This window comes from Aeromonas sp. 2MA4, from assembly GCF_029237305.1.
Lineage (GTDB): Bacteria > Pseudomonadota > Gammaproteobacteria > Enterobacterales > Aeromonadaceae > Aeromonas > Aeromonas salmonicida.
Genome location: NZ_JAACFY010000010.1, coordinates 118,947 through 142,849, shown reverse-complemented (window position 1 = coordinate 142,849; position 23,903 = coordinate 118,947). Strand labels below are relative to the sequence as shown.

Genomic DNA, 23,903 nt, shown 5'->3' with positions numbered 1-23,903 from the left:
GATGAGAGCGCAAAAAATGAGCGCCATGCCTCAAATTCCTCCGCCAGCATTATCTGGATCAGGTTCACGGGTATAATCTCAGCGGTAAACCGCACCCCGTTTGAGAAACGAACCGCATTGTATTAACGTTCTTGGGGGGAGGCCAGCATAATTGTTCCTGCGGGCCATCGAGATGGCTTCGGCATAACAGAGGATGTTCGCGTGATCACCAGTACCAAGGAAAGACGCGCCTTCCAGCGCATGATAATCAACGCCCCCGTCACCGTCTTTCAGCAACAGCAAGTGCTGGAGGGGGTCTGTCGGGATCTCAGCGCCAATGGCATGGGGATCGCCGTCGCCGAGCATCAGCTCGATGTCAGCCAGCCCATCCGGGTCAGTCTGGCTACCAACAACAACCTGCTGCCGCCGTTCGAGGCCCAGGCCCGCATCATTCGGGTGCTGGAAGAGGAAGAGGGCTTGCTGCTCGCCATCGAGTTTCAATCCCAGGCCTGAGCCGGCTGAAAACGCCATTGCCTGCGATCGACCAGCGCTTGCTGGTCGATGCTATTTGGCCACCAGTTAAATCCTTGGGTTGCCCACTTGGCTGCTTGTTATCGATCTTTACCCGAATGACCCGACCCGTGTTTATTCCCTGGCCTGAACTGGCTGAACGTTCAGTTGCTTGCTATCGATCAGCGTCTTGCTGGTCGATGCTATTTGCCCCATCGCAAACTGGCCCGGGCCGGTCGGTTCCAGCAACAGATAGCTTTCGCCTTCCCACATCAGGGTCTCATCGCCCGGTTTGGCTGGCAGGGCGACGCCCAGCAGAGCATGCCCCGGCACGAACACCATGGCCTGTTTCAGTTCGGGAAAGAGCTGGGCCAGCATGGCCACCATCAGGGTAACCTTGCTGTCGCAATCCCCCCGGTTCTGCTCCAGCACCTGACGGGGGCTCAAGAAGCCCTTTCCCGAGCGCCCTGACTGGCTGTCGAGCAGCTGGTAGGGGATGGCCTGGATGAAGTCGAGCATATGGGCCACCGTCTTCTGGCGAGCCTCCGTCTCGGTAGCCCCCGCCTGTTTGAGCTGTTCGGCCAGCGGGGCCAGCTCGGCCCGGCTTTCCAGTGCGATGCGTACATGATCCTGCTTGATGGCTGGGCCGCCGTCGGGCGGGGTGAAGGGCTGGAAGTAGTGCTGCATGAGCCATTGTGCCTCCAGCTTGCTGCGCTGGAGGGTGGCCCAGGCCAGAGCCTCCCGGGCTTTGTCCTGATTGCGGCTCTTCAGGTACAGCTTCATATCGGGGCGGGAGAGGGTGAATTGCACCTCGGGAAATTCGGTGCCGGCTTGTTGCAGCAGGCTCTGCAACACGTCCTCCTGCATACGGGCAGGCCGATAGGCGATGAGCGGCGGCAACTTGCCGGCGTCCAGCCGATAGCTGAGTTGCTGTGCCTTGCCCTCCTTGTCTTGCCAGCCGACGTTGAGTTGACCGCCGTTGCTGTTGAAATAGGTCTGTCCGGCACTTGCCGAAAGCGCGAACAACAAGCTGAAAAGCAGGGGGATAGCCGTCGGTCTCTTCATCATCCTTTCCTGTCGGTGGTGTCGTGATAGCCCGCTATCGGCGCCCATGGCGGCGGGATAATAAAACAGGGAGCCAAGGCTCCCTGTTGATTCTACTCGCTTTATTTTTGATGGCCGCGCCTTGTTACAAGGGAATGCGATCAGTTCAGATCCAGCTTGGCTGCTTTGCTTCGAAGGCGCTGATGGTGGCCTCGTGCTGCAGGGTCAGACCGATGGAGTCCAGTCCGTTGAGCAGGCAATAGCGACGAAACTCGTCGATCTCGAAACCAAAGCTGAGCTCGCCGGCACGCACCTGATTGGCTTCCAGATCCACCTCGATTTCGATGCCCGGCTGTGTGGCAACCAGCTGGAACAGGAGATCCACCTCCTCTTCTTTCAACCGCACCGGTACCAGGCCGTTGTTGATGGCGTTGCCATAGAAGATATCGGCAAAGCTTGAGGCGATCAGGGTTTTGAAGCCGTAATCCGCCAGTGCCCAGGGGGCGTGCTCACGGCTCGAACCGCAGCCAAAGTTTTCCCGGGCCAGCAAGATGCTGGCACCGGCATAGCGCGGCTGGTTGAGCACGAACTCGGGATTGGGCTGTTGACCCGCATCATCGAGAAAGCGCCAGTCGTGGAACAGGTGCTTGCCAAAACCGATGCGGTTGACCTTCTGCAAAAACTGCTTGGGAATGATGGCGTCGGTGTCGACGTTGGCGCTGTCGAGGGGAACGGCGATCCCTTTATGTTGTTTGAATCCTGTCATCGCTATTTCCTCTTACAGTGCGCGAATGTCGGCAAAGCGACCGGTGACGGCGGCGGCGGCGGCCATGGCCGGGCTCACCAGATGGGTGCGGCCGGCACGGCCCTGACGCCCTTCGAAGTTGCGGTTGCTGGTGGAGGCGCAGCGCTCCCCCGGTTGCAGCCGGTCATTGTTCATGGCCAGACACATGGAACAGCCGGGCAGACGCCATTCAAAACCCGCCTCGAGGAAAATCTTGTCCAGACCCTCGGCTTCAGCCTGGGCCTTCACCTGTTCGGAGCCCGGTACCACCAGCGCCTGTACGCCAGCGGCGACTTTGCGGCCACGGGCGATGGCGGCGGCGGCACGCAGATCCTCGATGCGGCTGTTGGTACAGGAACCGATGAACACCTTGTCGATGGCAACATCGGTGAGCTTCTGGCCCGGTTGCAGGTCCATGTAGGCGAGCGCCTTGCGGGCGGATTGCTGCTCCATCAGATCGCTGAAGGATTCCGGTGCCGGGATCGGTTCATTGACGGCAATCACCTGGCCCGGGTTGGTACCCCAGGTAACCTGCGGGGCGATATCGGCGGCGTCGAGGATCACTTCGGCATCGAAGTGGGCGCCCTGGTCGCTCTTGAGGCTCAGCCAGTAGGCGATGGCCTGATCCAGTGATTCACCCTTGGGGGCGAACTCCTTGCCACGGATGTAGTCGATGGTGGTCTGGTCGGGGGCTATCATCCCCGCCTTGGCGCCCAGCTCGATGGCCATGTTGCACACCGTCATCCGCCCTTCCATGGAGAGGCCCGCAATGGCCTCGCCAGCGAATTCCACCACGTAGCCGGTACCACCGGCATGGCCGACCTTGCCTATGATGGCCAGCACCACGTCCTTGGCGCTGATGCCCTCCGCCAGCTTGCCGTTCACCGAAATGCGCATTGTCTTGGCGCGGCCCTGCTTCAGGGTCTGGGTGGCCATCACATGTTCCACTTCGGAGGTGCCGATACCGAAGGCCAGGGAACCGAAGGCACCGTGGGTGGCGGTGTGGGAGTCGCCGCAGACGATGGTGGTGCCGGGCAATGTGATGCCGAGCTCGGGGCCCATCACATGGACGATCCCCTGATATTTGTGGTTGAGATCGTAGAGGCGAACCCCGAACTCCTTGCAGTTGTCGGCGAGCGTCTCCATCTGGATGCGGGCCATCTCGCCGGAGGCGGCGATGTCCTTGGTGGTGGTGGAGACGTTGTGATCCATGGTTGCCCAGGTCAGATCCGGGCGCCGCAGCGGGCGGTTCATGGCGCGCAGGCCATCGAACGCCTGCGGGCTGGTCACTTCGTGCACCAGGTGGCGGTCGATGTAGATGAGCGGCGTTTCGCCGTCCACTTCGCGTACCACGTGGGCGTCGAATACTTTCTGATAAAGGGTTTTGGCCATTGCTCTGTATTCCTTGTTATGTGCTGGGTGGCTCAGATCCGTGCGGCGATCTGGGTGCCCATGTCGGCGGTACTCTGCACCGGATGGCGAGCATCTGCCTGATGCAGGTCGGCGGTGAAGTATCCCTCTGCCAATGTCTGGGCTACGGCTTGCTCGATGGCTTGAGCGGCGGCTTCCTGTCCCAGGCTGTAGCGCAGCATCAGGGCGGCGGAGAGGATCTGGGCGATGGGATTGGCGATCCCCTTGCCGGCAATATCGGGGGCCGAGCCACCGGCCGGTTCGAACAGGCCAAAACCAGATTCGTTCAGGCTGGCTGAAGGGAGCAGCCCCATGGAGCCGGTGATCATGGCGCACTCGTCAGAGAGGATGTCGCCAAACAGGTTGGAGCAGAGCAGCACGTCGAACTGGGACGGATCCTTGATGAGCTGCATGGTGGCGTTGTCTATGTACATGTGGTTCAGCGCCACGTCCGGGTAGGATTTGGCGACTTGCGTCACCACCTCGCGCCACAGAATGGAGGAGGCGAGCACATTGGCCTTGTCGATGGAGGTGACCTTGGCTTTGCGAACACGGGCCGATTCAAACGCTATCCTGGCGATACGCTCAATTTCGAAGCGATGGTACACCTCGGTGTCGAATGCTTTCTCGTTCGCCCCTTCTCCCTCGCGCCCCTTGGGCTGGCCGAAGTAGATACCGCCGGTCAGCTCGCGCACGCAGGCGATGTCAAAACCGCGATCCGAGATGTCGGCGCGCAGGGGGGAGAACTGCTCGAGACCTGTGTAGATACGGGCCGGACGCAGGTTGCAGAACAGCTTGAAGTGGGCACGCAGGGGCAGCAGGGCGCCGCGCTCGGGTTGATCGTTGGGGGCCAGGTGCTCCCATTTGGGACCGCCCACCGAGCCGAACAGCACGGCATCGGCCGCCTCACAGCCCTTGATGGTGCTTTGTGGCAGCGGTGTGCCATGGTTGTCGATGGCGATGCCACCCACGTCATGGCGATCATACTCGAGGGAGAAGCCAAACCTGGCCTGCACTTTTTCCAGCACCTTGACGGCCTCGGCCATCACTTCCGGGCCAATGCCGTCACCCGGCAACACTGCGATCCGATAACTGCTCATACTCACACACTCTCCGTATTGATCTTGTCTGTTTTTGTGACGTTGCGTTCCATCTGTTCGGCCACCTGATCGGCGCGCCAGATGCTGTTGATCACGTGGATCAACGCCTGGGCAGAGGACTCTATGATATCGGTAGCCAGGCCCATGCCGTGGAATTTTCGTCCCTTGTATTCGGCGACTATGTCGACCTGGCCGAGGGCATTCTTGCCTTCACCCTTGGCTTTGAGGGCGTATTTGTCGATGCGGATCTCGTAGCCGGTGATGCGGTTGATACACTGGTAGACCGCATCCACAGGACCATTGCCGGTAGCCGCTTCGCAGACCAGATCCTGTCCGACCTTCAATTTGACCGAGGCGGTGGCCAGTACCGAACTGCCGCTTTGTACGCCCAGATACTCCAGCTTGAAGTGTTCCGGCTCTTCGTGGATTTGGCTGAAGAAGGCCAGCGCCTCCAGGTCGTAGTCGAATACTTGCCCCTTCTTGTCGGCCAGGCCTAAGAACTTGCCGTAGAGGTGGTCGAGATCGTAGCTGCTCTCGGCATAGCCCATGGACTCCATTCTGTGCTTGATGACGTGACGGCCGGAGCGTGAGGTCATGTTGAGGTTGTTCTGAGGCAGGCCAATGCTCTCCGGGGTGATGATTTCATAGGTGTTCTTCGCCTTGAGCACGCCGTCCTGATGGATGCCTGAGCTGTGGGAGAAGGCGTTGGCCCCGACAATGGCCTTGTTCGGCTGCACCGGCATGTTGCACAGCTGGCTGACCAGGGCGCTGGTGCGATGAATTTCGCTGTGGCGGATGTTGGTATGGACCCCAAGCAGATCGGCGCGGGTTTTCAGGATCATCGCGACCTCTTCCAGGGAGCAGTTGCCCGCCCGCTCGCCGATACCGTTGATGGTGCACTCGATCTGGCGGGCTCCCATCTGCACTGCGCCGATGGAGTTGGCCACCGAGAGCCCCAGATCGTCGTGGCAGTGCACAGAGATGATGGCCTTGTCGATGTTGGGCACCCGGTTGAACAGGGTCTGGATGATACCGGAGAACTCGGTCGGTACCGTGTAGCCGACGGTATCCGGGATATTGATGGTGCGGGCGCCGGCCGTGATGGCCGCTTCCACCATGCGACAGAGATTATCAATCGGGGTGCGACCCGCATCCTCGCAGGAGAACTCCACGTCGTCGGTGTAGCGCAAGGCGTGCTTGATGGCGCTGACCCCCATCTCCAGCACATCCTCGAAGCTCTTTTTCAGCTTGCTCTCGACGTGAATGGAGGAGGTGGAGATAAAGGTATGGATGCGAAAAGCTTCTGCGACCCGCAAGGCTTCACCGGCGGCGTCGATATCCTGGGGCAGGGCGCGGGCGAGGGCGCAGACCCGGCTGTTCTTGATGTGGCGGGCTATGGTCTGCACCGATTGAAAATCGCCGGGGGAGGAGACAGGGAATCCCACTTCCATGATGTCGACGCCGAGCCGCTCCAGCGCCTGGGCGATCTGCAGCTTCTCCTTGACGGTCAAACTGGCCGCCAGGGCCTGCTCACCATCGCGCAAGGTGGTGTCGAAAATGATGACCCGATCTGACATGTGACTTCCCTCTTCCTAAGTTCGGTAACGTGCATCCTGCGGCGGCATAAAAAAACCCGTGCAGGGTGCACGGGTTTTTGTAAATTCCGGCTATGCCTGAGCCCGGCTACAAGGATCCCGCGCGACTGGTCGCGATTAGGGAGAGTAGTAGTAGCGGAGCGGCAATATGCATGATGACTCAATCCTTCCAGTCGATAACGCTGTTACCAATATCGAGATTTTTATGCTGTGTCAACCCGGACTCACCGGTTCAATCCGCTGGTTTATTTAATCGGATTGTAAAGGAGTGCAAATTTACTTGTCCCATATTCGGCCCTTGCCCGATTATCTGGTCATTCCTGCTGTACTCGATCATCTATGCAATCAGATCGACTTATCAGTTTTTGCTGAATTATCTGAGGTATCCAATGGAAAAACGCAGACCTGGTCGTCCGGTCGGACGTTCTGACATTCGTGACAAGTTGCTCTGTGCCGCTCGTGAGCGTTTTCTCAATACGCCCTACAGCAAAGTCACTACCCGCGAGATCGCCGAGCTGGCCGGCTCCAATCTGGCGATGATCCATTATTACTTCGGCAGTAAAGAGGGTCTTTACAAGGCAGTGCTGGGCGATGTGGCCGAGCCGCTGGACCAGGCATGGCAAGACGAGATTGGCAACCGCAGCCTCAATGAGCTGCTCAACACCTACTACCAGGTGATGGCGCCCAACAGCGAACTCACTTCCGCCATCTCCAGCGCATTATCGACCGAGAAGAGTCCCGGGCGGGATTTTGTGCTGAATCGTCTGCTGGAACGTCAACTGCCCCAGTTTGATGCCTTGCTGGAGTCCATGAAGAGCAATGGCGAGCTGGGTGACAACCTGGATCCCGAGATGCTGAAGATCTCCTTTCTCAGCATGATGTGGCAGCCGTTCGTGATGAAGGATCTCTACGAGCAGGTGTTTGGTCTGACCGTGGATGAGCACTTCATGGCCCGTCTGGCGGATCACAACTGCCGGCTGATGGAAAACGGCCTGCGCGGCACCCTGAACTGATCATTTGCCTCGCTTGCGGTAAAAAAGGGCCATTCGGCCCTTTTTTCATAAATCTGTTATCCCTTGTTCAATTTAGTGTCACTCCATTGCCCTAGTCTGCACAGAGACTTCAGGGAAGGAGGGGTTATGAACAAGATCCAGCAATGGGACCTGCAGGTGTGCCGCATCTGCCTGCTCCACTCCTACAACCGGCCACAGGCCAGGATCAGTCGGCTCATCTCCCGCACCGGTGACGGGCCCCTCTACGCCGTACTGGCGACACTGCTCTGGTGGCAGGGGGAGGCGGAACGTGAACTGGTCGGGGTGGCTCTGCTCGCCTTTGCCATCGAATTGCCGCTCTATTTGCTGCTCAAGAATGCGCTGAAACGTCAGCGGCCGGTGGGCTTGCCGGTTTTCATTACCCCCTCCGATCGTTACAGTCTGCCCTCCGGGCATACTGCCGCCGCCTTTCTGATGGCGACCGTGCTGGCCGCCAGCTTCCCGCTTTGGGCACCCTTGTTGTTTGTCTGGGCCGCGCTGGTGGGGGCGTCACGTCTGTTGCTTGGGGTGCATTACCTGAGCGATCTGGTGGCCGGTGCCCTGCTCGGCGGTGGCTGTGCCCTGCTTGCGCTCAGCTGGCATCAGGGATGAGGATACTGTTTGGCGTGCAGGGTACCGGCAACGGTCATATCAGCCGCAGCCGTACCCTGGCTCGTGCACTGCGAGCGCAGGGGCTGGAGGTCGATTACCTGTTCAGCGGTCGCCCCGCCGATGGTTACTTCGAGATGGACGAGTTCGGCGACTACCGTACCTTTGCCGGCATCACCTTTGTCAGCCATGAGGGGGCCATTTCTGGCTGGCGTACCCTCAAGGGGCTCTCACCCCTGCGCTTCTGGCGGGATATGCGGGCCCTGGATTGTCGCGATTACGATCTGGTGATCAGCGATTTCGAACCGCTCAGTGCTCACGCGGCCCATCGCTGGGGCAAACCCAGCCTCACCATCAGCCATCAGGCCAGTTTTGACTGGCCGATCCCGCGTTGGGGCGAGAGCGGCTTCAATCGCCAGCTGATGCGTCATTTTGCCCCGGTTCGCCAGTCCCTCGGACTGCACTGGTTTCACTTCGGTCAGCCACTGCTGCCCCCCATCATAGATCCCATCGTTGCACTGCCCGACAATCAGCAGATCCTGGTCTATCTGCCGTTTGAACAGACTGAAGCCATCGCCGCTCTCTTGTCGCGCTTCAATCAACAGCGTTTCGTCTGCTTTCACCCGGCCATTCGCAGCGCCAGTCAGTGGCGCAACATACGTTTCGAGCCGCAGGCGCGGGAAGGATTCAAGCAGGTGCTGGCAGGTTGCCGCGGTGTCATTACCAACGGGGGATTTGAGCTGGCGTCGGAGGCGCTTTCCCTTGGCAAGAAGCTGCTGGTCAAGCCGCTGGGAGGACAGTTCGAGCAACTGACCAACAGCAAGACGCTGGAGCTGATGGGGTTGGCCCACTTGATGGATGGACTGGATGCCAATGCGGTGCGGGCCTGGCTGGATGCGTCGGCTCCGGGCCAGATCCTCTACCCTGATGTGGCGGGCGCGCTGGCGAGCTGGCTTGCGAATGGGGCAGAGGAGAGCGTGGCACAGCTCTCGCGCCGACTGTGGGCTCGCACCCTGTTTCCGGAAGAGGTATGTGATCGTTTGAGTGAACTGGAAGGGGGCTGCGCATTAAACAGCACTTGGTTATCGCAAGTGAGCGCCTTTGACTAGACTGAAAGGGATCCCACCAAGGAGAGGACGGACACAATGCGCTTTACCAATGAAAACGGCGATACCATGACACTGGCAGACAATCTGACACTGCACGAGCTGCTGGACATGGGGGTCAGCATCTCGGTCTGTGAAGAGACGGATCCGGATCAACAGATCTGGCTGGCGGAGCCGGAAGACGAACAGTAAGTCTGTGCTCTGCTCGACGGCCCATCCCGACGGGTGGGCTATTTTTTTCTTGTTTTTCTCATAGTGACAGCATGATCCGCTAGCCAGCCCCCCATCTTCCCCGCTTTGTACCCACCCTTTTCACCAAGTCACTGAATGTTAATAGCTGTTTGAAATTTATGACTGTTCTGGTCAGACAAAGCCGTGGACAAGCGTTCGCAAGCGGGTTAAGTTGGATTTTCACCCGCTTTTCGGGTGAATGATGGAAAAAACCTATTTTTCTACTATCGACGGCACCGAACTCGCCTGGCCCGTATTCAGACAACAACAAGACACGGGGCCGGCGCTGCCGGGAAGCAGCGGACTGTCGATAGCTTTCGCTTAACGGAGCAAAGCCTGGAGGGCTTTATCATGGAGATGTTATCAGGCGCCCAGATGGTGGTTAGAGCGCTGGAAGATCAGGGAGTTGAGCACGTTTTCGGCTACCCTGGTGGCTCAGTGCTCGACATCTATGACGCTCTCTTTGAAAACGGCAAGATGGAGCATGTCCTGGTGCGGCACGAGCAAGCCGCGGTGCACATGGCGGACGGTTACGCCCGCTCCACCGGCAAGGTGGGCACAGTGCTGGTGACCTCGGGTCCCGGCGCGACCAACTGCATCACGGGGATCGCGACCGCCTATATGGACTCCATCCCCCTGGTGATCCTGTCCGGTCAGGTACCGACCAGCATGATCGGGGAGGATGCATTCCAGGAGACCGACATGATCGGCATCTCCCGTCCTGTGGTGAAGCACAGCTTCCTGTGCAAGAAAGCCAGCGACATTCCCGATGCCATCAAGAAGGCCTACTACATTGCCGCCAGCGGCCGCCCGGGGCCTGTGGTGGTGGATCTGCCCAAAGACGTGCAGAACCCGAAAGAGAAATTCCCCTATCAGTATCCCGAGTCCGTCTCGCTGCGCTCCTACAATCCGACCAAGGCCGGACACAAGGGCCAGATCAAGCGGGCTGCCAAGTTGCTGGTAGATGCGCAACGCCCTGTGATGTATGTGGGTGGCGGCGCCATCAATGCCAATGCGGATCATCTGGTGACCAAGCTGGCCGAGTTGCTGAACCTGCCGGTGACCACCACCCTGATGGGGTTGGGGGCCTTCTCTGGCACCCATCCGCAGTTTGTCGGCATGCTGGGGATGCATGGCACCTTCGAAGCCAACAAGACAATGCACAATGCGGACCTGATTTTTGCCGTGGGTGCCCGCTTCGATGATCGCGTCACCAACAACGTGGCCAAGTTTTGTCCCAATGCCACCATAGTGCACATCGATATCGATCCCACTTCCATCTCCAAGACGGTACAGGCCCATGTGCCCATCGTCGGCTCGGTGGAAACCGTGCTGGAGCAGATGCTGGAAGTGATCCGCGAGTGCGGTTTTGATAATGACAAGCAGGCGCTGACAGACTGGTGGAGCCAGATCGCCCAGTGGCGTTCCCGCAACTGCCTGGCCTATGAGACACACCCCACTCTGATCAAGCCCCAGCAGGTGATCGAGACCCTGTACAAGGTGACCAAGGGGGAGGCATTCGTTGCCTCCGACGTGGGCCAGCACCAGATGTTCGCCGCCCTCTACTACCCCTTTGCCAAGCCGCGCCAGTGGATCAACTCCGGAGGCCTCGGCACCATGGGCTTCGGTATTCCGGCCGCCATGGGCGCCCAGTTTGCCAACCCAGATGCCGTGGTCTGCTGCGTCACTGGTGACGGCTCGGTACAGATGAACATTCAGGAACTCTCCACCTGTTTGCAGTACGGTGTGCCCATCAAGATCATCTCCATCAACAACCGCGCCCTTGGCATGGTCAAGCAGTGGCAGAAGATGTTCTACGGCGGTCGTCACAGCCACTCCTACATGGAATCCCTGCCCGACTTCGTCAAGCTGGCGGAAGCCTACGGCCACGTCGGTATCGCGGTGAGCGATCCGGCGGAGCTGGAGAGCGCCATGGAGAAAGCCTTTGCCATCAAGGATCGGCTGGTGTTCATGGATATCTCGGTCGATCCGGATGAGCATGTCTACCCGATGCAGATCAAGTTTGGCGCCATGGATGAGATGTGGCTGAGCAAGACGGAGAGAACCTGACGATGGAACATATTATTTCGGTCGTACTGGTGGATCACGCCGTCGATGAGATGTGGCTGAGCAAGGCGGGGGAAATCTGATGAGACATATTATTTCCGTGCTGTTGGAAAACGAGTCCGGCGCCCTGAGTCGTGTGGTGGGTCTCTTCTCCCAGCGCGGCTACAACATCGAGACCCTGACGGTGGCCCCCACCGAGGATCCCACCCTGTCGCGCATGACAATCGTCACCATGGGTGACGAGCGGGTGCTGGAGCAGATCCAGAAGCAACTGCACAAGCTGGTGGACGTGCTCAAGGTGTGTGACCTGAGCGAAGGGGAGCATATCGAGCGGGAGATTGCGCTGGTCAAGGCGCGCGCCGCCGGTGGTGCTCGCGACGAGCTGAAACGGCTGGCGGACATCTTCCGTGGCCAGATCGTCGACGTGACCCCGGAGCAGTACACTGTGCAGCTGGTGGGCACCAGCGAGAAGCTGGACGCCTTTATCAAGACTGCCGCCCAGACCAACGAGATCATCGAAGTGGTGCGCTCCGGCGTCTGTGGCATCTCCCGGGCGGACAAGGCACTGCGCCCCTAATTGTTCGGCAGGTGGATTTGTTATCCCAAAGGGGCTCTTCGGAGCCCTTTTTCACGGGCGCAAGCTGGGCCAGGGGGAAGAGCGAGTCTGTCATTTTCTTTCAAATGATCAGTAAACTATCCACAAAAGCTGTGGAAAACTCTGTAGATTAGCGGTGTGTCTAGTGTTAGTGAGCTGATCTTAAAGGGGTATTTGGAGCTGATCTCTGCTGGGGTGCAATTGTGCAATCCCCTGTGGCGGGTGTGAGTGTTTGCTTATCCTGCCAGCCTTGCCAGACAAGCCATGGAGAGAGGCATAGTGATCCGGTCAGGATCCTGATTTGATCTTGCGGATCAACATGTCGCCCGCCCACTATAAAAAAACCCGCCTCTCGGCGGGTTTTTCACAGGGTCGGCTGAGGGGCGATTACTCGGCCTGAGCTGCCTGGATACCGGTCAGGGCGATGGTGTAGACGATGTCGTCTACCAGGGCGCCACGGGACAGGTCGTTGACCGGTTTGCGCATGCCTTGCAGCATGGGGCCGATGGAGACCAGATCTGCGGAACGCTGTACCGCCTTGTAGGTGGTGTTGCCTGTGTTCAGATCCGGGAAGACGAACACTGTGGCTTTACCTGCAACCGGTGAGTTAGGGGCCTTGGACTTGGCCACGTTCTCCATGATGGCCGCATCGTATTGCAGCGGACCGTCGATGATGAGGTCGGGGCGCTTGGCCTTGGCCAGCTCGGTCGCTTCACGCACTTTCTCTACATCGGCACCGGCGCCAGAGGTACCGGTAGAGTAGGAGATCATGGCGACGCGCGGCTCGATGCCGAAGGCGGCAGCGGAGTCGGCGGACTGGATGGCAATCTCGGCCAGCTGCTCGGCAGTAGGATCCGGGTTGATGGCGCAGTCACCGTACACCAGCACCTGATCAGGCAGCAGCATGAAGAAGATGGAGGAGATCAGGGAAGAGCCCGGGGCAGTCTTGATGATCTGCATCGGCGGACGGATGGTGTTGGCGGTGGTGTGTACCGCGCCGGATACCAGACCGTCTACTTCGCCACGCTCCAGCATCATGGTGCCCAGCACCACGTTGTCTTCCAGCTGCTCGCGGGCAACCACTTCGGTCATGCCCTTGTTCTTGCGCAGTTCGACCAGACGCGGCACATAGCGCTCACGCACTTCCAGCGGGTCGATGATCTCGACACGGTCGGTCAGCACCACACCCTGCTGCTCTGCAACGCGACGGATCTCTTCCGGGTTACCCAGCAGCACAGGACGGGCGATACCACGCTCGGCACAGATGGAAGCTGCCTTGATGGTACGCGGCTCTTCGCCTTCCGGCAGCACGACACGCTTGTTGGCCTGACGGGCCAGCTCGGTCAGCTGATAACGGAACGCCGGCGGGCTCAGACGACGGGAACGGGTAGACTTGGCGGAGAGAGACTCGATCCAGTGCTTGTCGATGTGGCCAGCCACATAGTCCTGCACCAGCTCGATACGCTCGCGGTCATCTTCCGGAATGTCGACGTTGAAGTTTTGCAGGCTGACGGCGGTCTGCCAGGTGTTGGTGCCAGTGATCATGATCGGCAGGCCGGTGGCCATGGCCTGCTGGCACAGGGCCATCACTTGCGGCTCGGGATGATAGTTGCCGGTCAGCAGCAGTGCGCCCAGCTTGACGCCGTTCATGGCGGAGAGGCAGGCGGAGACGATGACGTCGGAACGGTCGCCGGAGGTCACCAGCAGGCTGCCCGGACGGAAGTGCTCAACCATGTTGTGGATGGAGCGGGCACAGAAGGTCACGGTTTGCAGGCGACGGCTGTCCAGCTCACCCTTGTGCAGGATCTTGGCGGCCAGATGTTTGGCGAGATCCTTGGCGCGCGGGGCGATCAGCTGGGTATTCCAGGGGATGCAACCCAGGATGCGCAGCGGGCTCTTGCCGAACACTTGCAGCACTTCCAGATTGTGGGCCGCTTCAGAAGCGTGGTGGTGCGCCTCGAACATCTCGGTCAGGTCCGGGCGGGTCACACCGTGCTCGTCAACCGGAGCACCTACCTTGTTGATGACGCAACCAACGATACGGGGGTTGTTGACGCCACCGAAGTTGGAGCAGGCCAGCTCGATGCGCTCTTTGAGCTTCTGGCTGGAGTCGTTGCCCGGATGGGTCACGAACACCATGTCGGCATCCAGCGCCTTGGCGACGTCATAGTTCAGCTTGTTGGCAAACGGCTGCTTGTCGGTCGGTACCATGCCTTCGATGACCAGCACTTCGGCACCGCTGGCCTTCACGTGCTCTTCGAAGCGAGCCACTATCTCTTCCAGCAGGATGTCGGTGTTGCTGGAGGTGATCATGTTCTCGGCGTAGGAGAGGGCGAATGGCTCGGGCGGGTTGATGTTGGCAGCAGCGCGGATCACGGCGGTGGAGCGCTCGGTACCGGTTTCACCCGGACGCGGCTGAGCGACCGGTTTGAAGAAGCTGACATTGACACCGTGACGTTCCATGGCGCGGACAACGCCAAGACTCACGGAAGTTACGCCGACACCAGTGCCGACCGGGATAAGCATAATAGTGCGTGCCACTTAATACCCCTTGTTCATTTTTTGGGATCAGGAAAAGGCCGCCCTGGGGCGGCCTTGCTCTACAGCGAATTTATGCGCCGACCAGTTCCAGCGCGTCGTGGGCAATGACCCACTCCTCGTTGGTCGGGATAACCAGGGCCTTGGTGGAACCAGCCTTGGTGATCTCGCCACCTTTGCCGAAGCGGGCAGCCAGGTTGGCGTCGTGATCGACGTCGAAGCCCAGCAGACCCAGCTTGTTCAGGGTGATTTCACGGATCGGAGCGGAGTTTTCACCGATACCACCGGTGAAGACCACGGCATCCAGACGACCGTCCATGGCGGCGGCGTAGGCGCCGATGTACTTGGCCAGGCGATAGCAGTAAACATCCATGGCACGCTTGGCTTCTTCTTTGCTGTCGTAGTTGTCTTCAACGAAACGGCAGTCGGAAGTCACTTCGGTCAGACCCTGCAGGCCGGACTCTTTGGTCAGCATGGTGTTGATATCCGCCACGCTCATGCCCAGCTTGTCGTGCAGGAAGAAGATGATGGCCGGATCCAGATCGCCGGAGCGGGTACCCATGACCAGGCCTTCCAGCGGGGTCAGACCCATGGAGGTATCAACGGATTTGCCGTTCTTGATGGCGCAGACGGAACCGCCGTTGCCCAGGTGGCAGTTGATGATGTTCAGATCGGAAACCGGCTTGTTCAGCTGCTTGGCGGCTTCCAGGCTGATGTAGTAGTGGCTGGTGCCGTGGGCGCCGTAGCGACGGATACCGTTCTCTTTGTAGAGTTTGTACGGCAGGGCGTACAGGAAGGCTTCTTCCGGCATGGTCTGGTGGAAGGCGGTGTCGAACACGGCCACGTTCTTGTCGGCCAGGGCCGGGAAAATACGACGGGCTTCACGGATACCGATCAGGTGAGCCGGGTTGTGCAGCGGTGCATAAGGTACGGCGGCTTCGATGCCGGCGATGACGTCATCACAGATCACAACGGAGGAGGTGAAGCGCTCACCACCGTGAACAACACGGTGACCAATGGCGATCAGATTCTGGGACAGTTCCGGATTGAGCGGCAGGATCTTGTTGACGATGTAGTCCAGCGCTTCTTGGTGAGCGGCACCAGCGCCCAGATCGGCACTGCCTTTCTCGCCATTCAGTTTCCACTTGATGCGGGCGTCGTCGAGGTTGAAACACTCGGCCAGGCCGGACAACAGGTCATCACCGGTGGTTGCGTCAATGACAGCAAACTTCAGGGACGAGCTGCCACAGTTAAGTACAAGAACCAGCTTACTCATGAATAAATCCTATCGCAGATTGGGTTGTGTAGGAGGATGCGTTGGACGCGTTGCGTCCAAAAACTTTCAACTTATCCTTATGAGGGTTGGCAATCTGTTGCTTGCCCCTTGTATAGTGATACAAGACCCGAAATCCAGACGTCCCTGACAGCTCAACGGCAGGCCGTTGGTGCAAAAATTGGGCGTACAAAGGATAACTCGATTGTTGAAAAATAACAAAGTCATCCTCAACCTTTGTTATTTCGCATCAAATATAGTCGAGGTTTTGCCGTTAATACGTTCAAAAAAAGCTCGGAGGTAGCATGAGCATGAACATTTTTGGAACTAAGTTACAGCAAGGCCGTCATTATATGACCCTTTGGCCCCGCCGTCCCGAGCTTAATTCCATGTTTCCGGAGAATCGGGTGATCAAGGCCACCGAATTCGCCCTCAAGATCATTCCGGCGCTGGCGGTGCTCAGCGTCATGTTGCAGTTCCAGCTCGGTGAGCTGCACTACTGGCCTTCCGTCATGACCTCAGTGCTGTTTTTGCTCAGTCTGCCGCTGCAAGGTTACTACTGGCTCGGTCAGCGTGCCGATACCCGTTTGCCTCCCTCCCTTGCCAGCTGGTATCGCGAGATCAACGGCAAGATGAACGAGCAGGGCAGTCATCGCCAACTGGTGGCCCAGCCCCGTTACGAAGAGCTGGCCGATACCCTCAATGCTGCGTTCAAGCAACTGGACAAATCTTTTCTCTACGAATAGGCGAACAAGGTTTTCCAATCAGATAAAGGCGCCCAGAGGCGCCTTTTCCATCTATGTCGATCAGGCCGCCAATACTTTGCGGATCTCCTGGATGGAGAGCTTGTATTGACGGGGGCACTGGCGCCATACGGTCAGCATGCGCTGGTACTTGTCGCGCATGGCAATGTCGCTCGAAAGCTCGTCACATGGGCACTTGAGCTCGGGGAAGCGCTTGTCCACTTCCAGCAGGAAGCAGACGTAGTCGGCCAGCTCCCGCTCCTGGCTGCGGCTGTAGCCGTTGAATTCCAGCCGGCTGGCGGTGATTTCACTCTGATCGGCCCCATCAAGATTGCCCCAGGAGATGGCCAGCGCATGGTGCAGTTCCAGGGTGTCGATCACCTCCTGACAGGTGGCCAGATCCAGATGACCGAAGCTCTTCTCCAGTTCGAGGATCTGCAGGCAGTAGCCGCGCGCTATGATGGTGCTGGCCCGCTGGTAAGACGCCGCTTTCTCTGGATTGAGTTTGGCCAGGATCTCGTACTGGTTGCTCAGGATCAGGCGTTCGGTGTGGCTCATGTTCATGGGCTTTTCTCACTGGAAAATGAAACTGGGGTCACGTTAACCCATATCTCAGATGAATTTTTTGATCTGGCAGGGGAGGTTGGTGAGAAAGCCGGATCGGGAAATCAAAACGGAGCGGTTTCTGGTTAATTAAAAGCAGCGGTTGCGTGCTTGCATTGCGGCTTGAGCTGGTAACAATAAAGGAGTCATCTGGCTTGTGCCCGGATGACTCGCCACCAAGGCACCCGACACAGGTGCATGCCAGACCATCACAAACATGACTCCGTCGCTGTGGCCACAGGCCCTGGCAGACGGGGCAACGAAAACGGGGCCGCCAAGATGGCTACCCGGCCTTGACTCATCAGGTGATGCCATCATCACACTGTGAGCTCGGCGAGCGAGACAAGCGAAGGGCCTGCAGTTGCAGGCCCTTCTTGCATGGTGTGTTTTATATGTCTTTGGGCTCAACCCTTGATGAGGTCGAGCACCACCTGATGGTGGTCGCTGGTCTTGAACTTGTCGAAGCGGTGGACGACCTTGCCCTCTTCATCGATGAGGAAGCTCAGACGGTGAATGCCGTCATACTCCTTGCCCATGAACTTCTTCGGGCCCCAGACGCCAAAAGCATCGGCGACGGCGTGATCTTCATCGGCCAGCAGGCGGAAGTTGAGGCTGTCGCGCTCCTCGAACTTCTTCAGGCGCTTGGCCGGATCCGGGCTGATGCCGAGTACCACCACGCCCCGGGCGGCCAGCTCGCTATTGACGTCACGCAGACCGCAGGCCTGGGTCGTGCAGCCAGGGGTCATCGCCTTGGGATAGAAATAAATGAGCACTTTCTTGCCGCGCAGGTCGGATAGACGAACCGGATTGCCATCCTGATCTGACAGGGAAAAGTCGGGGGCCAGGGTGCCAGCGGATAAAGGTTGCATGGATTCTCCTTGGGGTTGGTCGTCAGGCGTGTTTGTTGTTGACGATGAATTCGAACGATTCGGCGCCCAGTTCACGACAGAATCCGGCGAAGGCCGTATCCGAACCGGCGGCTTCTCCCTGCTTGGCCAGATTGAGCTGGAAGCTTGCCTTGAGCAGGTTGTAGGGCTGTTGCTCCAGCGTCATGGTCTGCATGGCCTGGATGTCCCAGCCGTGGTCGCTGAAGAACTGGGTGCACTGGCTTACGATGCCAGGCTGATCCCGGATCAGGATCTCGGCGTTGGCGCTGATGTCGTATTGCAGCGAATGGTGGCGCTCGGTGCGCTTCATCATGGTGATGAGCTCCCACTCCTGGCTGCGCAGGGGCAGGCTTATCTCGAGTTGCATCAGGCTGTTCCAGTCACCGGACAGCAGCATGATGAAGGTGAATTCATTACCGAAGATACCAAGACGGCTATCGACAATGTTGCAGCCACACCCACTGACGTGGCGAGTGACTTCATTGACGATGCCAGGCCTGTCCGTGCCTATGGCCGTTACGACCAGGTAGTGAGTCATAAATCTTCTCTCGTCCATTAGCTGGTTGTGAATGTGAGTAGAGCGGGAGCGCTCTGGCCACTCTCTGCACCCTGACATGACAACCTTGTTGAGAATGTTGTTGCGGCGAGCCCTGCCTGTGGTGGTCACGACCACGATTTGGCGCATGCTGTTGCGCTCGCGCACAGGGTTTTGTGCCGAATGGTATCATGGCTTGCCCCCTGCCTCCCTTGTTTTTCCAAGGGGGCAGCTTTACCATAACGCCCCTGAAAATCGGGAGAAATATCCATGTTACGCGGTAGTCTTGTTGCGCTCGTTACCCCCATGCTGGCTTCAGGTGAAGTCGACTGGGCCAGTCTGGCCACCTTGGTCGATTATCATGTCAGCGCGGGCACAGCCGCCATAGTTGCGGTCGGTACCACAGGGGAATCGGTGACCCTGAGCGAGCAGGAGCACATCGCCGTCGTGGAAAAAACCGTGGAACTGGCCGCCGGACGCATTCCCGTCATCGCCGGTTGCGGATCCAACAATACCGCCCATGCCATCGCCCTTGCCAAACGATTCGCCGAAACGGGCGTGGTGGCGGGTCTCTCGGTTACCCCTTATTACAACAAACCCACCCAAGAAGGCCTCTATCGTCACTATTGTGCGATCGCCGAGGCTAGTGGTCTGCCCCAAATTCTTTATAATGTGCCCGGTCGCACCTGTTGCGATCTCAAACCGGAGACGGTAGCCCGGTTAGCCAGGGTACCCGGCATCATAGGTCTGAAAGAGGCCACCGGGGATCTGAGCCGTACTCCGCTGCTGCGTGAGCTGTGCGGAGAGGAATTCGCGCTTTATAGTGGCGATGATGCCAGTGGATGTGATTTTATGCTGCAAGGGGGAGACGGAGTCATTTCGGTCACCACCAATATTGCAGCGGCCCAGATGGCCGACATGTGTCGTGCTGCGCTGGCCGGTAATGCCGGGCAGGCGCATGACATCAACAATCGATTGATGCCGTTGCATCAGACTCTGTTCTGCGAACCGAGTCCCATCCCGGTGAAGTGGGCCTGCGCCCGACTGGGATTGATTGCGACGGCGACCTTGCGTCTACCGCTCACCGACCTCACCCCTGAGGGCGAACAAGCGATGACGCGAGCACTGACGACTGCGGAGTTGATGGCGAGTGTTTAAAGCAAATGGAAAGGGAAATGCAGTGCGCCTGGTGCTGAGTGTAGCGACCGTTGCCGTATTGGCAGCCTGTAGTTCACCCCAGGATCGCAAGATGGCCAACCGTGGTTTCGAGTACGAGGATGCCCGCCTTGAAGGTCGTGCGTTTCTGGTGCCGTCCGGGTTGAGTACCCCCGCCTTTAACAGCAATTTCGACATCCCGGCGTTGCCAGAGAGCAGCCGTGACGGTGCTCTTGGCGCCAAGATTGACGTGCGTCCGCCTGCCCAGCTGCTGACAGTGGTACCGGGCAGCCAGGTCGTGCCCAATGCCAGCGAACCCACAGTGGCCTTCTATGCCCTGAGTACCAATCAGAGCGTGGAGCGCGATACCTGGGCCTTCCTGATGAACTTCCTGGCCCAGTACAAGGTGACTACAGAGAAGCTGGATCAGCAGGCTGGCGTCTTGCAGACCGGCTGGTTTGACAACACCAAGGCCCTCGATGGCTGGAGTGAAGAGGATGATGATTTCAACATCCGCCAGCGTTACCAGTTCACAGTGCGCAACGATGCCCAGCGCCATGCTGTCAACATGTCGGTGCGGGTGCTGGATCACGAAGAGACCATTGATGGCGAGACCACCAATGTGTTGACGCCAGCCGATGCCCAGCGCTACGCGACCCGCGCCCTGAACCAGTTCTCCCTCTATTACGACAAGCAGCTCAAGTCCCGCGAGCAGCACAAGGCCAACGATGGCATGGGCTTGCAGCTGGGTCTGGACAACAATGAGCTGAGTGCCTGGATTGCTGACGGTTCCTTTGATCTGGTCTGGCGTCGCCTCAATCAGGTGCTGCCGGCCTATGGTTTCACCATCAAGGATACCCAGCAGTCACTGGGCTGGATCGACGTCGAATACGACGAACCGGGCAGCGATTTCTGGAAAGCCAAGGGTGGCGAGCCGTTCAAGCTGGAAGAGGAGAAGTATCGCTTCCAGTTGGGCGAGATGGCGGGGGGCAAGACCTCTATTACCCTGTTCGACAAGGACAAGAAGCCAGTGGCGTCCGGCGTCATCTCCCAGATGTATATCAGCCTGTCCGAGGCCTTTGCCAAGGGCTTGGCTGACCAGGCAGCAAAAACAGAATAGAAACAGGGGCCTAGTGCCCCTGTTTTGTTAGGTTAATCCCCCTGTAAATACAGGGTCTGATGCGCTTGATATGTTAACCCCCCAGAAACAGGGACCTGGTGCCCCTGTTTTATTCCTCCCACAAACAGGAAGTGTTATTAGCCATGAGTCTTGCAGATCAAGTATTGGCGGTGAATGACGATTTGCCGATCCGTACCGATAAACCTGTCCATTCCGGCAAAGTGCGCAGCGTCTACTGGTTGACCCCCGAAGACAGTGCCCGGCTCATAAAAGAGAAAGGCTATGATGTGCCTGCCGATGCGCCGCTCGCCCTCATGGTGATCAGCGACCGCATCTCGGCCTTCGACTGCATCTGGCAAGGTGTCGACGGGCTGAATGGCGTACCGGGCAAAGGAGCTGCGCTCAACGCCATCTCCAGCCACTGGTTCAAGCTGTTCAAGGAGAAGGGACTGGCCGACAGCCACATCCTGGATATTCCGCACCCCTTCGTCTGGATCGTGCAAAAAGCCCGCCCCGTGATGATCGAAGCGATCGCCCGCCAATACATCACAGGTTCCATGTGGCGTGCCTACAAGGATGGCGAGCGTGAGTTCTGCGGCATCACCTTGCCAGAAGGGCTCAAAAAAGATCAGAAGTTGCCGGAGATCCTTATCACCCCCTCCACCAAGGGTGTGCTGACAGGACTGGATGGCGTGCCGGAAGCCGATGACGTCAACGTCTCCCGTGCGGATATCGAACGCCACTACAAAGGCTTCAACTTCAGCAAACCGGCTGACATCGACCGCTACGAAGTGCTGCTCAAAGAGGGCTTCAACGTCATCAGCGATGCGCTGGCCTCGCTGGATCAGATCTTCGTCGACACCAAGTTCGAGTTTGGCTATGTCCAGGATGCGGCCGGCAACGAGAAGCTGATCTACATGGATGAAGTGGGCACCCCCGACAGCTCCCGCATCTGGGATGGTGCGGCGCTGCGCGATGGCCAGATCGTCGAGAAGTCCAAAGAGGGTTTCCGTCAGTGGCTGCTCAACCACTTCCCGGATCCGGACATACTGCTCAACAAGAACCGCATGCCGGAACGTTTCGCCCTGGCCAAAGGCAACAAGCTGCCGACCGAGGTGATGATGGATATCTCCAACACCTATGTCGGGATCGCCGAGAAGATCATCGGTCACCCGCTGGTGCGCTCCGCGAATCCGAAGCAGGAGATCATCGAGGTGCTGCGGGATCAGTACGGTCTGATCGACTAAGGGTTGCCGCCTTTTTTTGTCATCGGAAAACAAACGTTTGCCGGTGGCAAAAGGCACAATCCGACCAACAGACGGGCCCCAGTGCGGGGCCCGTTTTATTGCTGGTCTGGCGGCAAGAGGGTGGCGGCTATCAGCCGTTGACCTTGAACACCTGCCCGGTCTGCACGCCCAGCACTGATTTCTGGTAGGCCAGTGCCACTTTGGCGGCGGGCACCGGCACGAAGCCCGGGAAGAAGTCGGCGTATTTGTCCATCGACTCGGTCAGCACGGTCGGGCTCACCACATTGATGCGCAAGCTCTTTGGCAGCTCGCAGGCGGCGGCCTTCACAAAGTGCTCGATGGCGCCATTGATGGTGGTCGCACTGACTCCCCAGTTGATGGGTTCCTCGCTCAAAATACCGCTGATCAGGGTGATGGAGCCCTTGTCATTCAGATAGGGAATGGCGGCACGTGTCAGATTGATCTGGCCCATCAGCTTGCTCTGGAGCCCCACTTGCCACTGCTCGTCGGTCATCTCGGTCAGACCGTTGAAGGCCACGCTGCCGCTGGCGACGACCAGCGCATCGAACTGGCCCACCAGGGCAAACAGCGCCTTGATGGAGGCGGGATCGCGCATGTCGACAGTGGCATCGCCACGGCTGTGACCGACTCGGATCACCTGATGGTCCTTGGCAAGCAGTTCACTGACAGCAGAGCCGACGGTGCCGGAGGCACCCACAATCACAATCTTCATCTGTTTCACTCCTGGTTGAGATAGGTCGATTCTAGCGCGATGAAACGGGGGAAAAAGCGCGTAAAATAAACTCATTGTTTCCATATTGGAGCTAATGATGGATATCGCCCATCTGGCCAGCTTTTACGAGGTGGTGCAGCGAGGCAGCTTCTCTGCCGCTGCCGATGTGCTGGGGGTGAGCAAGGGGATGCTGAGCCGCCATGTCAGCGCCCTGGAAGCCGCCCTCAATGCCCAGTTGTTGCAGCGCACTACCCGCCGGCTCAGCCTCACCGAGGCGGGCAAGACCCTCTATTTGCAGACGGGGCAGATCTTCGCGCTAGTCCGGCAGGCGGAAGAGGATATCCAGGCACTGACCGAGGAGGATGCTGGCCGCTTGCGCTTTACCTGTGCGGTCAGCACAGGGGATCGCATGGTGAGCGAGCTGCTTGGCCATTTTGCAGTGCTCTGCCCGGGTGTCGAGGTCGAACTCAACTTCACCAATGCCATGGTCGACATGAGTCAGGGGGAGAACGACATAGCCCTGCGTGCCATGAGCAGCATCCCCGACAACCTGGTGGCGTTGCCACTCGGTCAGCTCAAGGACGTGGTGGTGGCAAGCCCAGCTCTGCTGGTGCGGGAAGGGATTCCAGCCAGCCCCTATGAGCTGAGTAGCCGCCCCTGCCTGTTGCAGGGGAGCAACCCCGCCTGGGAGCAGTGGCACTTTCGCAGAGGAGAGGAAGAGGCCCACATTCTGGTGCAAGGCAAGGTGCGGGCCAATCATTACAGTACCGTACTGCAACTGGCCCGCGCCGGCATGGGATATGCCAAGTGCCCTCTGATGCTGGTGGAGCCCGCGCTGGCCGCGGGAGAGCTGGTGACCGTGCTCGACGGGTGGCAGAGCGGTCTGCATCAGCTCCATGTGCTGCACGCCCAGCAGCGGCGGGTGCCACGCAAGATCCGGTTGTTCAAGCAGGTGCTGGCTCAGTGGTTTGCCGAGCGGCCCCGCTACTTGCTCTGACCGGCGTTATT

General features: G+C 58.8%; 23 protein-coding genes and 1 riboswitch. Of the genes, 12 read left to right on the top strand and 11 right to left on the bottom strand.

Going from position 1 to position 23,903, the window contains the following annotated elements:
- Nucleotides 1-18: 18 nt before the first annotated feature.
- A riboswitch (TPP riboswitch) is annotated at nucleotides 19-109 on the bottom strand.
- A 92-nt stretch (nucleotides 110-201) separates the two neighbouring features.
- The gene (locus tag GWQ31_RS12325; protein WP_059113117.1) at nucleotides 202-492 is read left to right on the top strand and encodes a PilZ domain-containing protein; all 291 of its coding nucleotides are present in this window, start codon (nucleotides 202-204) and stop codon (nucleotides 490-492) included.
- Nucleotides 493-624: 132 nt separating this feature from the next.
- On the opposite strand, the gene GWQ31_RS12320 is transcribed toward GWQ31_RS12325, so the two are convergent.
- From GWQ31_RS12320 to leuA, 5 genes are all read right to left on the bottom strand, one after another.
- Nucleotides 625-1,554, bottom strand: a complete 930-nt coding sequence (locus GWQ31_RS12320) for a transglutaminase domain-containing protein (RefSeq protein ID WP_275909469.1) — start codon at nucleotides 1,552-1,554, stop codon at nucleotides 625-627.
- Between the two features lie 145 nt (nucleotides 1,555-1,699).
- Nucleotides 1,700-2,299: a 3-isopropylmalate dehydratase small subunit gene (gene leuD / locus GWQ31_RS12315; protein WP_125596115.1), complete on the bottom strand. Its 600-nt coding sequence runs from the start codon at nucleotides 2,297-2,299 to the stop codon at nucleotides 1,700-1,702.
- Nucleotides 2,300-2,311: 12 nt separating this feature from the next.
- A complete protein-coding gene (gene leuC, locus GWQ31_RS12310) occupies nucleotides 2,312-3,709 on the bottom strand; it encodes a 3-isopropylmalate dehydratase large subunit (RefSeq protein WP_059168446.1) in 1,398 nt (465 codons plus the stop codon).
- Nucleotides 3,710-3,741: 32 nt separating this feature from the next.
- Nucleotides 3,742-4,827 carry a 3-isopropylmalate dehydrogenase gene (gene leuB / locus GWQ31_RS12305; RefSeq protein ID WP_059168447.1) on the bottom strand — a complete coding sequence of 362 codons (1,086 nt, stop codon included), beginning with the start codon at nucleotides 4,825-4,827 and terminating at the stop codon, nucleotides 3,742-3,744.
- A 2-nt stretch (nucleotides 4,828-4,829) separates the two neighbouring features.
- On the bottom strand, nucleotides 4,830-6,404 hold the full coding sequence (gene leuA / locus GWQ31_RS12300) for a 2-isopropylmalate synthase (protein WP_275909468.1): 1,575 nt from the start codon (nucleotides 6,402-6,404) through the stop codon (nucleotides 4,830-4,832).
- Between the two features lie 407 nt (nucleotides 6,405-6,811).
- Between leuA and GWQ31_RS12295 the strand changes: the two genes are divergently transcribed.
- The 6 genes from GWQ31_RS12295 to ilvN all read left to right on the top strand — a co-directional run bounded on the left by GWQ31_RS12295 (nucleotide 6,812) and on the right by ilvN (nucleotide 12,043).
- Entirely contained in the window at nucleotides 6,812-7,435 is a 624-nt protein-coding gene (locus GWQ31_RS12295; protein WP_021139763.1) for a TetR/AcrR family transcriptional regulator, read from the top strand.
- Nucleotides 7,436-7,561: 126 nt separating this feature from the next.
- Nucleotides 7,562-8,065 carry a phosphatase PAP2 family protein gene (locus tag GWQ31_RS12290; protein WP_021139762.1) on the top strand — a complete coding sequence of 168 codons (504 nt, stop codon included), beginning with the start codon at nucleotides 7,562-7,564 and terminating at the stop codon, nucleotides 8,063-8,065.
- Nucleotides 8,062-9,171 carry an MJ1255/VC2487 family glycosyltransferase gene (locus GWQ31_RS12285; RefSeq protein WP_265422610.1) on the top strand — a complete coding sequence of 370 codons (1,110 nt, stop codon included), beginning with the start codon at nucleotides 8,062-8,064 and terminating at the stop codon, nucleotides 9,169-9,171. Before GWQ31_RS12290 ends, GWQ31_RS12285 begins: the two co-directional genes overlap by 4 nt.
- A gap of 36 nt (nucleotides 9,172-9,207) precedes the next feature.
- Entirely contained in the window at nucleotides 9,208-9,360 is a 153-nt protein-coding gene (locus tag GWQ31_RS12280; protein ID WP_010673158.1) for a hypothetical protein, read from the top strand.
- Nucleotides 9,361-9,750: 390 nt separating this feature from the next.
- Complete coding sequence (locus GWQ31_RS12275; RefSeq protein ID WP_275909467.1) at nucleotides 9,751-11,469, top strand: acetolactate synthase 3 large subunit; 1,719 nt, start codon at nucleotides 9,751-9,753, stop codon at nucleotides 11,467-11,469.
- A 79-nt stretch (nucleotides 11,470-11,548) separates the two neighbouring features.
- Nucleotides 11,549-12,043 carry an acetolactate synthase small subunit gene (ilvN, locus tag GWQ31_RS12270; protein ID WP_005311605.1) on the top strand — a complete coding sequence of 165 codons (495 nt, stop codon included), beginning with the start codon at nucleotides 11,549-11,551 and terminating at the stop codon, nucleotides 12,041-12,043.
- 405 nt (nucleotides 12,044-12,448) lie between these two features.
- Here the strand turns inward: ilvN and pta are convergent, their stop codons facing one another.
- Both pta and GWQ31_RS12260 read right to left on the bottom strand, forming a co-directional pair.
- Entirely contained in the window at nucleotides 12,449-14,602 is a 2,154-nt protein-coding gene (pta, locus tag GWQ31_RS12265; protein WP_042467240.1) for a phosphate acetyltransferase, read from the bottom strand.
- 70 nt (nucleotides 14,603-14,672) lie between these two features.
- Complete coding sequence (locus GWQ31_RS12260; protein ID WP_087756423.1) at nucleotides 14,673-15,875, bottom strand: acetate kinase; 1,203 nt, start codon at nucleotides 15,873-15,875, stop codon at nucleotides 14,673-14,675.
- Between the two features lie 302 nt (nucleotides 15,876-16,177).
- On the opposite strand from GWQ31_RS12260, the gene yfbV reads away from it, so the two are divergent.
- On the top strand, nucleotides 16,178-16,618 hold the full coding sequence (yfbV, locus tag GWQ31_RS12255; protein WP_011899053.1) for a terminus macrodomain insulation protein YfbV: 441 nt from the start codon (nucleotides 16,178-16,180) through the stop codon (nucleotides 16,616-16,618).
- 60 nt (nucleotides 16,619-16,678) lie between these two features.
- Here the strand turns inward: yfbV and GWQ31_RS12250 are convergent, their stop codons facing one another.
- The 3 genes from GWQ31_RS12250 to GWQ31_RS12240 form a co-directional block, all read right to left on the bottom strand.
- Complete coding sequence (locus GWQ31_RS12250; protein WP_017412149.1) at nucleotides 16,679-17,179, bottom strand: YfbU family protein; 501 nt, start codon at nucleotides 17,177-17,179, stop codon at nucleotides 16,679-16,681.
- Between the two features lie 443 nt (nucleotides 17,180-17,622).
- Nucleotides 17,623-18,087, bottom strand: coding sequence for a thioredoxin-dependent thiol peroxidase (gene bcp, locus GWQ31_RS12245; protein WP_021139757.1), 465 nt, complete (start codon nucleotides 18,085-18,087; stop codon nucleotides 17,623-17,625).
- A gap of 22 nt (nucleotides 18,088-18,109) precedes the next feature.
- Entirely contained in the window at nucleotides 18,110-18,643 is a 534-nt protein-coding gene (locus GWQ31_RS12240) for an ACT domain-containing protein (protein ID WP_005311611.1), read from the bottom strand.
- A 267-nt stretch (nucleotides 18,644-18,910) separates the two neighbouring features.
- Between GWQ31_RS12240 and dapA the strand changes: the two genes are divergently transcribed.
- From dapA to GWQ31_RS12225, 3 genes are all read left to right on the top strand, one after another.
- Nucleotides 18,911-19,798: a 4-hydroxy-tetrahydrodipicolinate synthase gene (gene dapA / locus GWQ31_RS12235; protein WP_219591846.1), complete on the top strand. Its 888-nt coding sequence runs from the start codon at nucleotides 18,911-18,913 to the stop codon at nucleotides 19,796-19,798.
- Nucleotides 19,791-20,915: an outer membrane protein assembly factor BamC gene (gene bamC, locus GWQ31_RS12230; protein ID WP_088814160.1), complete on the top strand. Its 1,125-nt coding sequence runs from the start codon at nucleotides 19,791-19,793 to the stop codon at nucleotides 20,913-20,915. Before dapA ends, bamC begins: the two co-directional genes overlap by 8 nt.
- 143 nt (nucleotides 20,916-21,058) lie before the next feature.
- Nucleotides 21,059-22,162, top strand: coding sequence for a phosphoribosylaminoimidazolesuccinocarboxamide synthase (locus GWQ31_RS12225; protein ID WP_169046726.1), 1,104 nt, complete (start codon nucleotides 21,059-21,061; stop codon nucleotides 22,160-22,162).
- Nucleotides 22,163-22,292: 130 nt separating this feature from the next.
- Here GWQ31_RS12225 and GWQ31_RS12220 read toward each other — a convergent pair whose 3' ends face one another.
- The gene (locus tag GWQ31_RS12220) at nucleotides 22,293-22,895 is read right to left on the bottom strand and encodes a short chain dehydrogenase (protein WP_275909466.1); all 603 of its coding nucleotides are present in this window, start codon (nucleotides 22,893-22,895) and stop codon (nucleotides 22,293-22,295) included.
- 97 nt (nucleotides 22,896-22,992) lie between these two features.
- Here GWQ31_RS12220 and GWQ31_RS12215 point away from each other — a divergent pair, with 97 nt between their 5' ends.
- Entirely contained in the window at nucleotides 22,993-23,892 is a 900-nt protein-coding gene (locus GWQ31_RS12215) for a LysR family transcriptional regulator (RefSeq protein ID WP_219598413.1), read from the top strand.
- The last annotated feature ends 11 nt before the right edge of the window (nucleotides 23,893-23,903 follow it).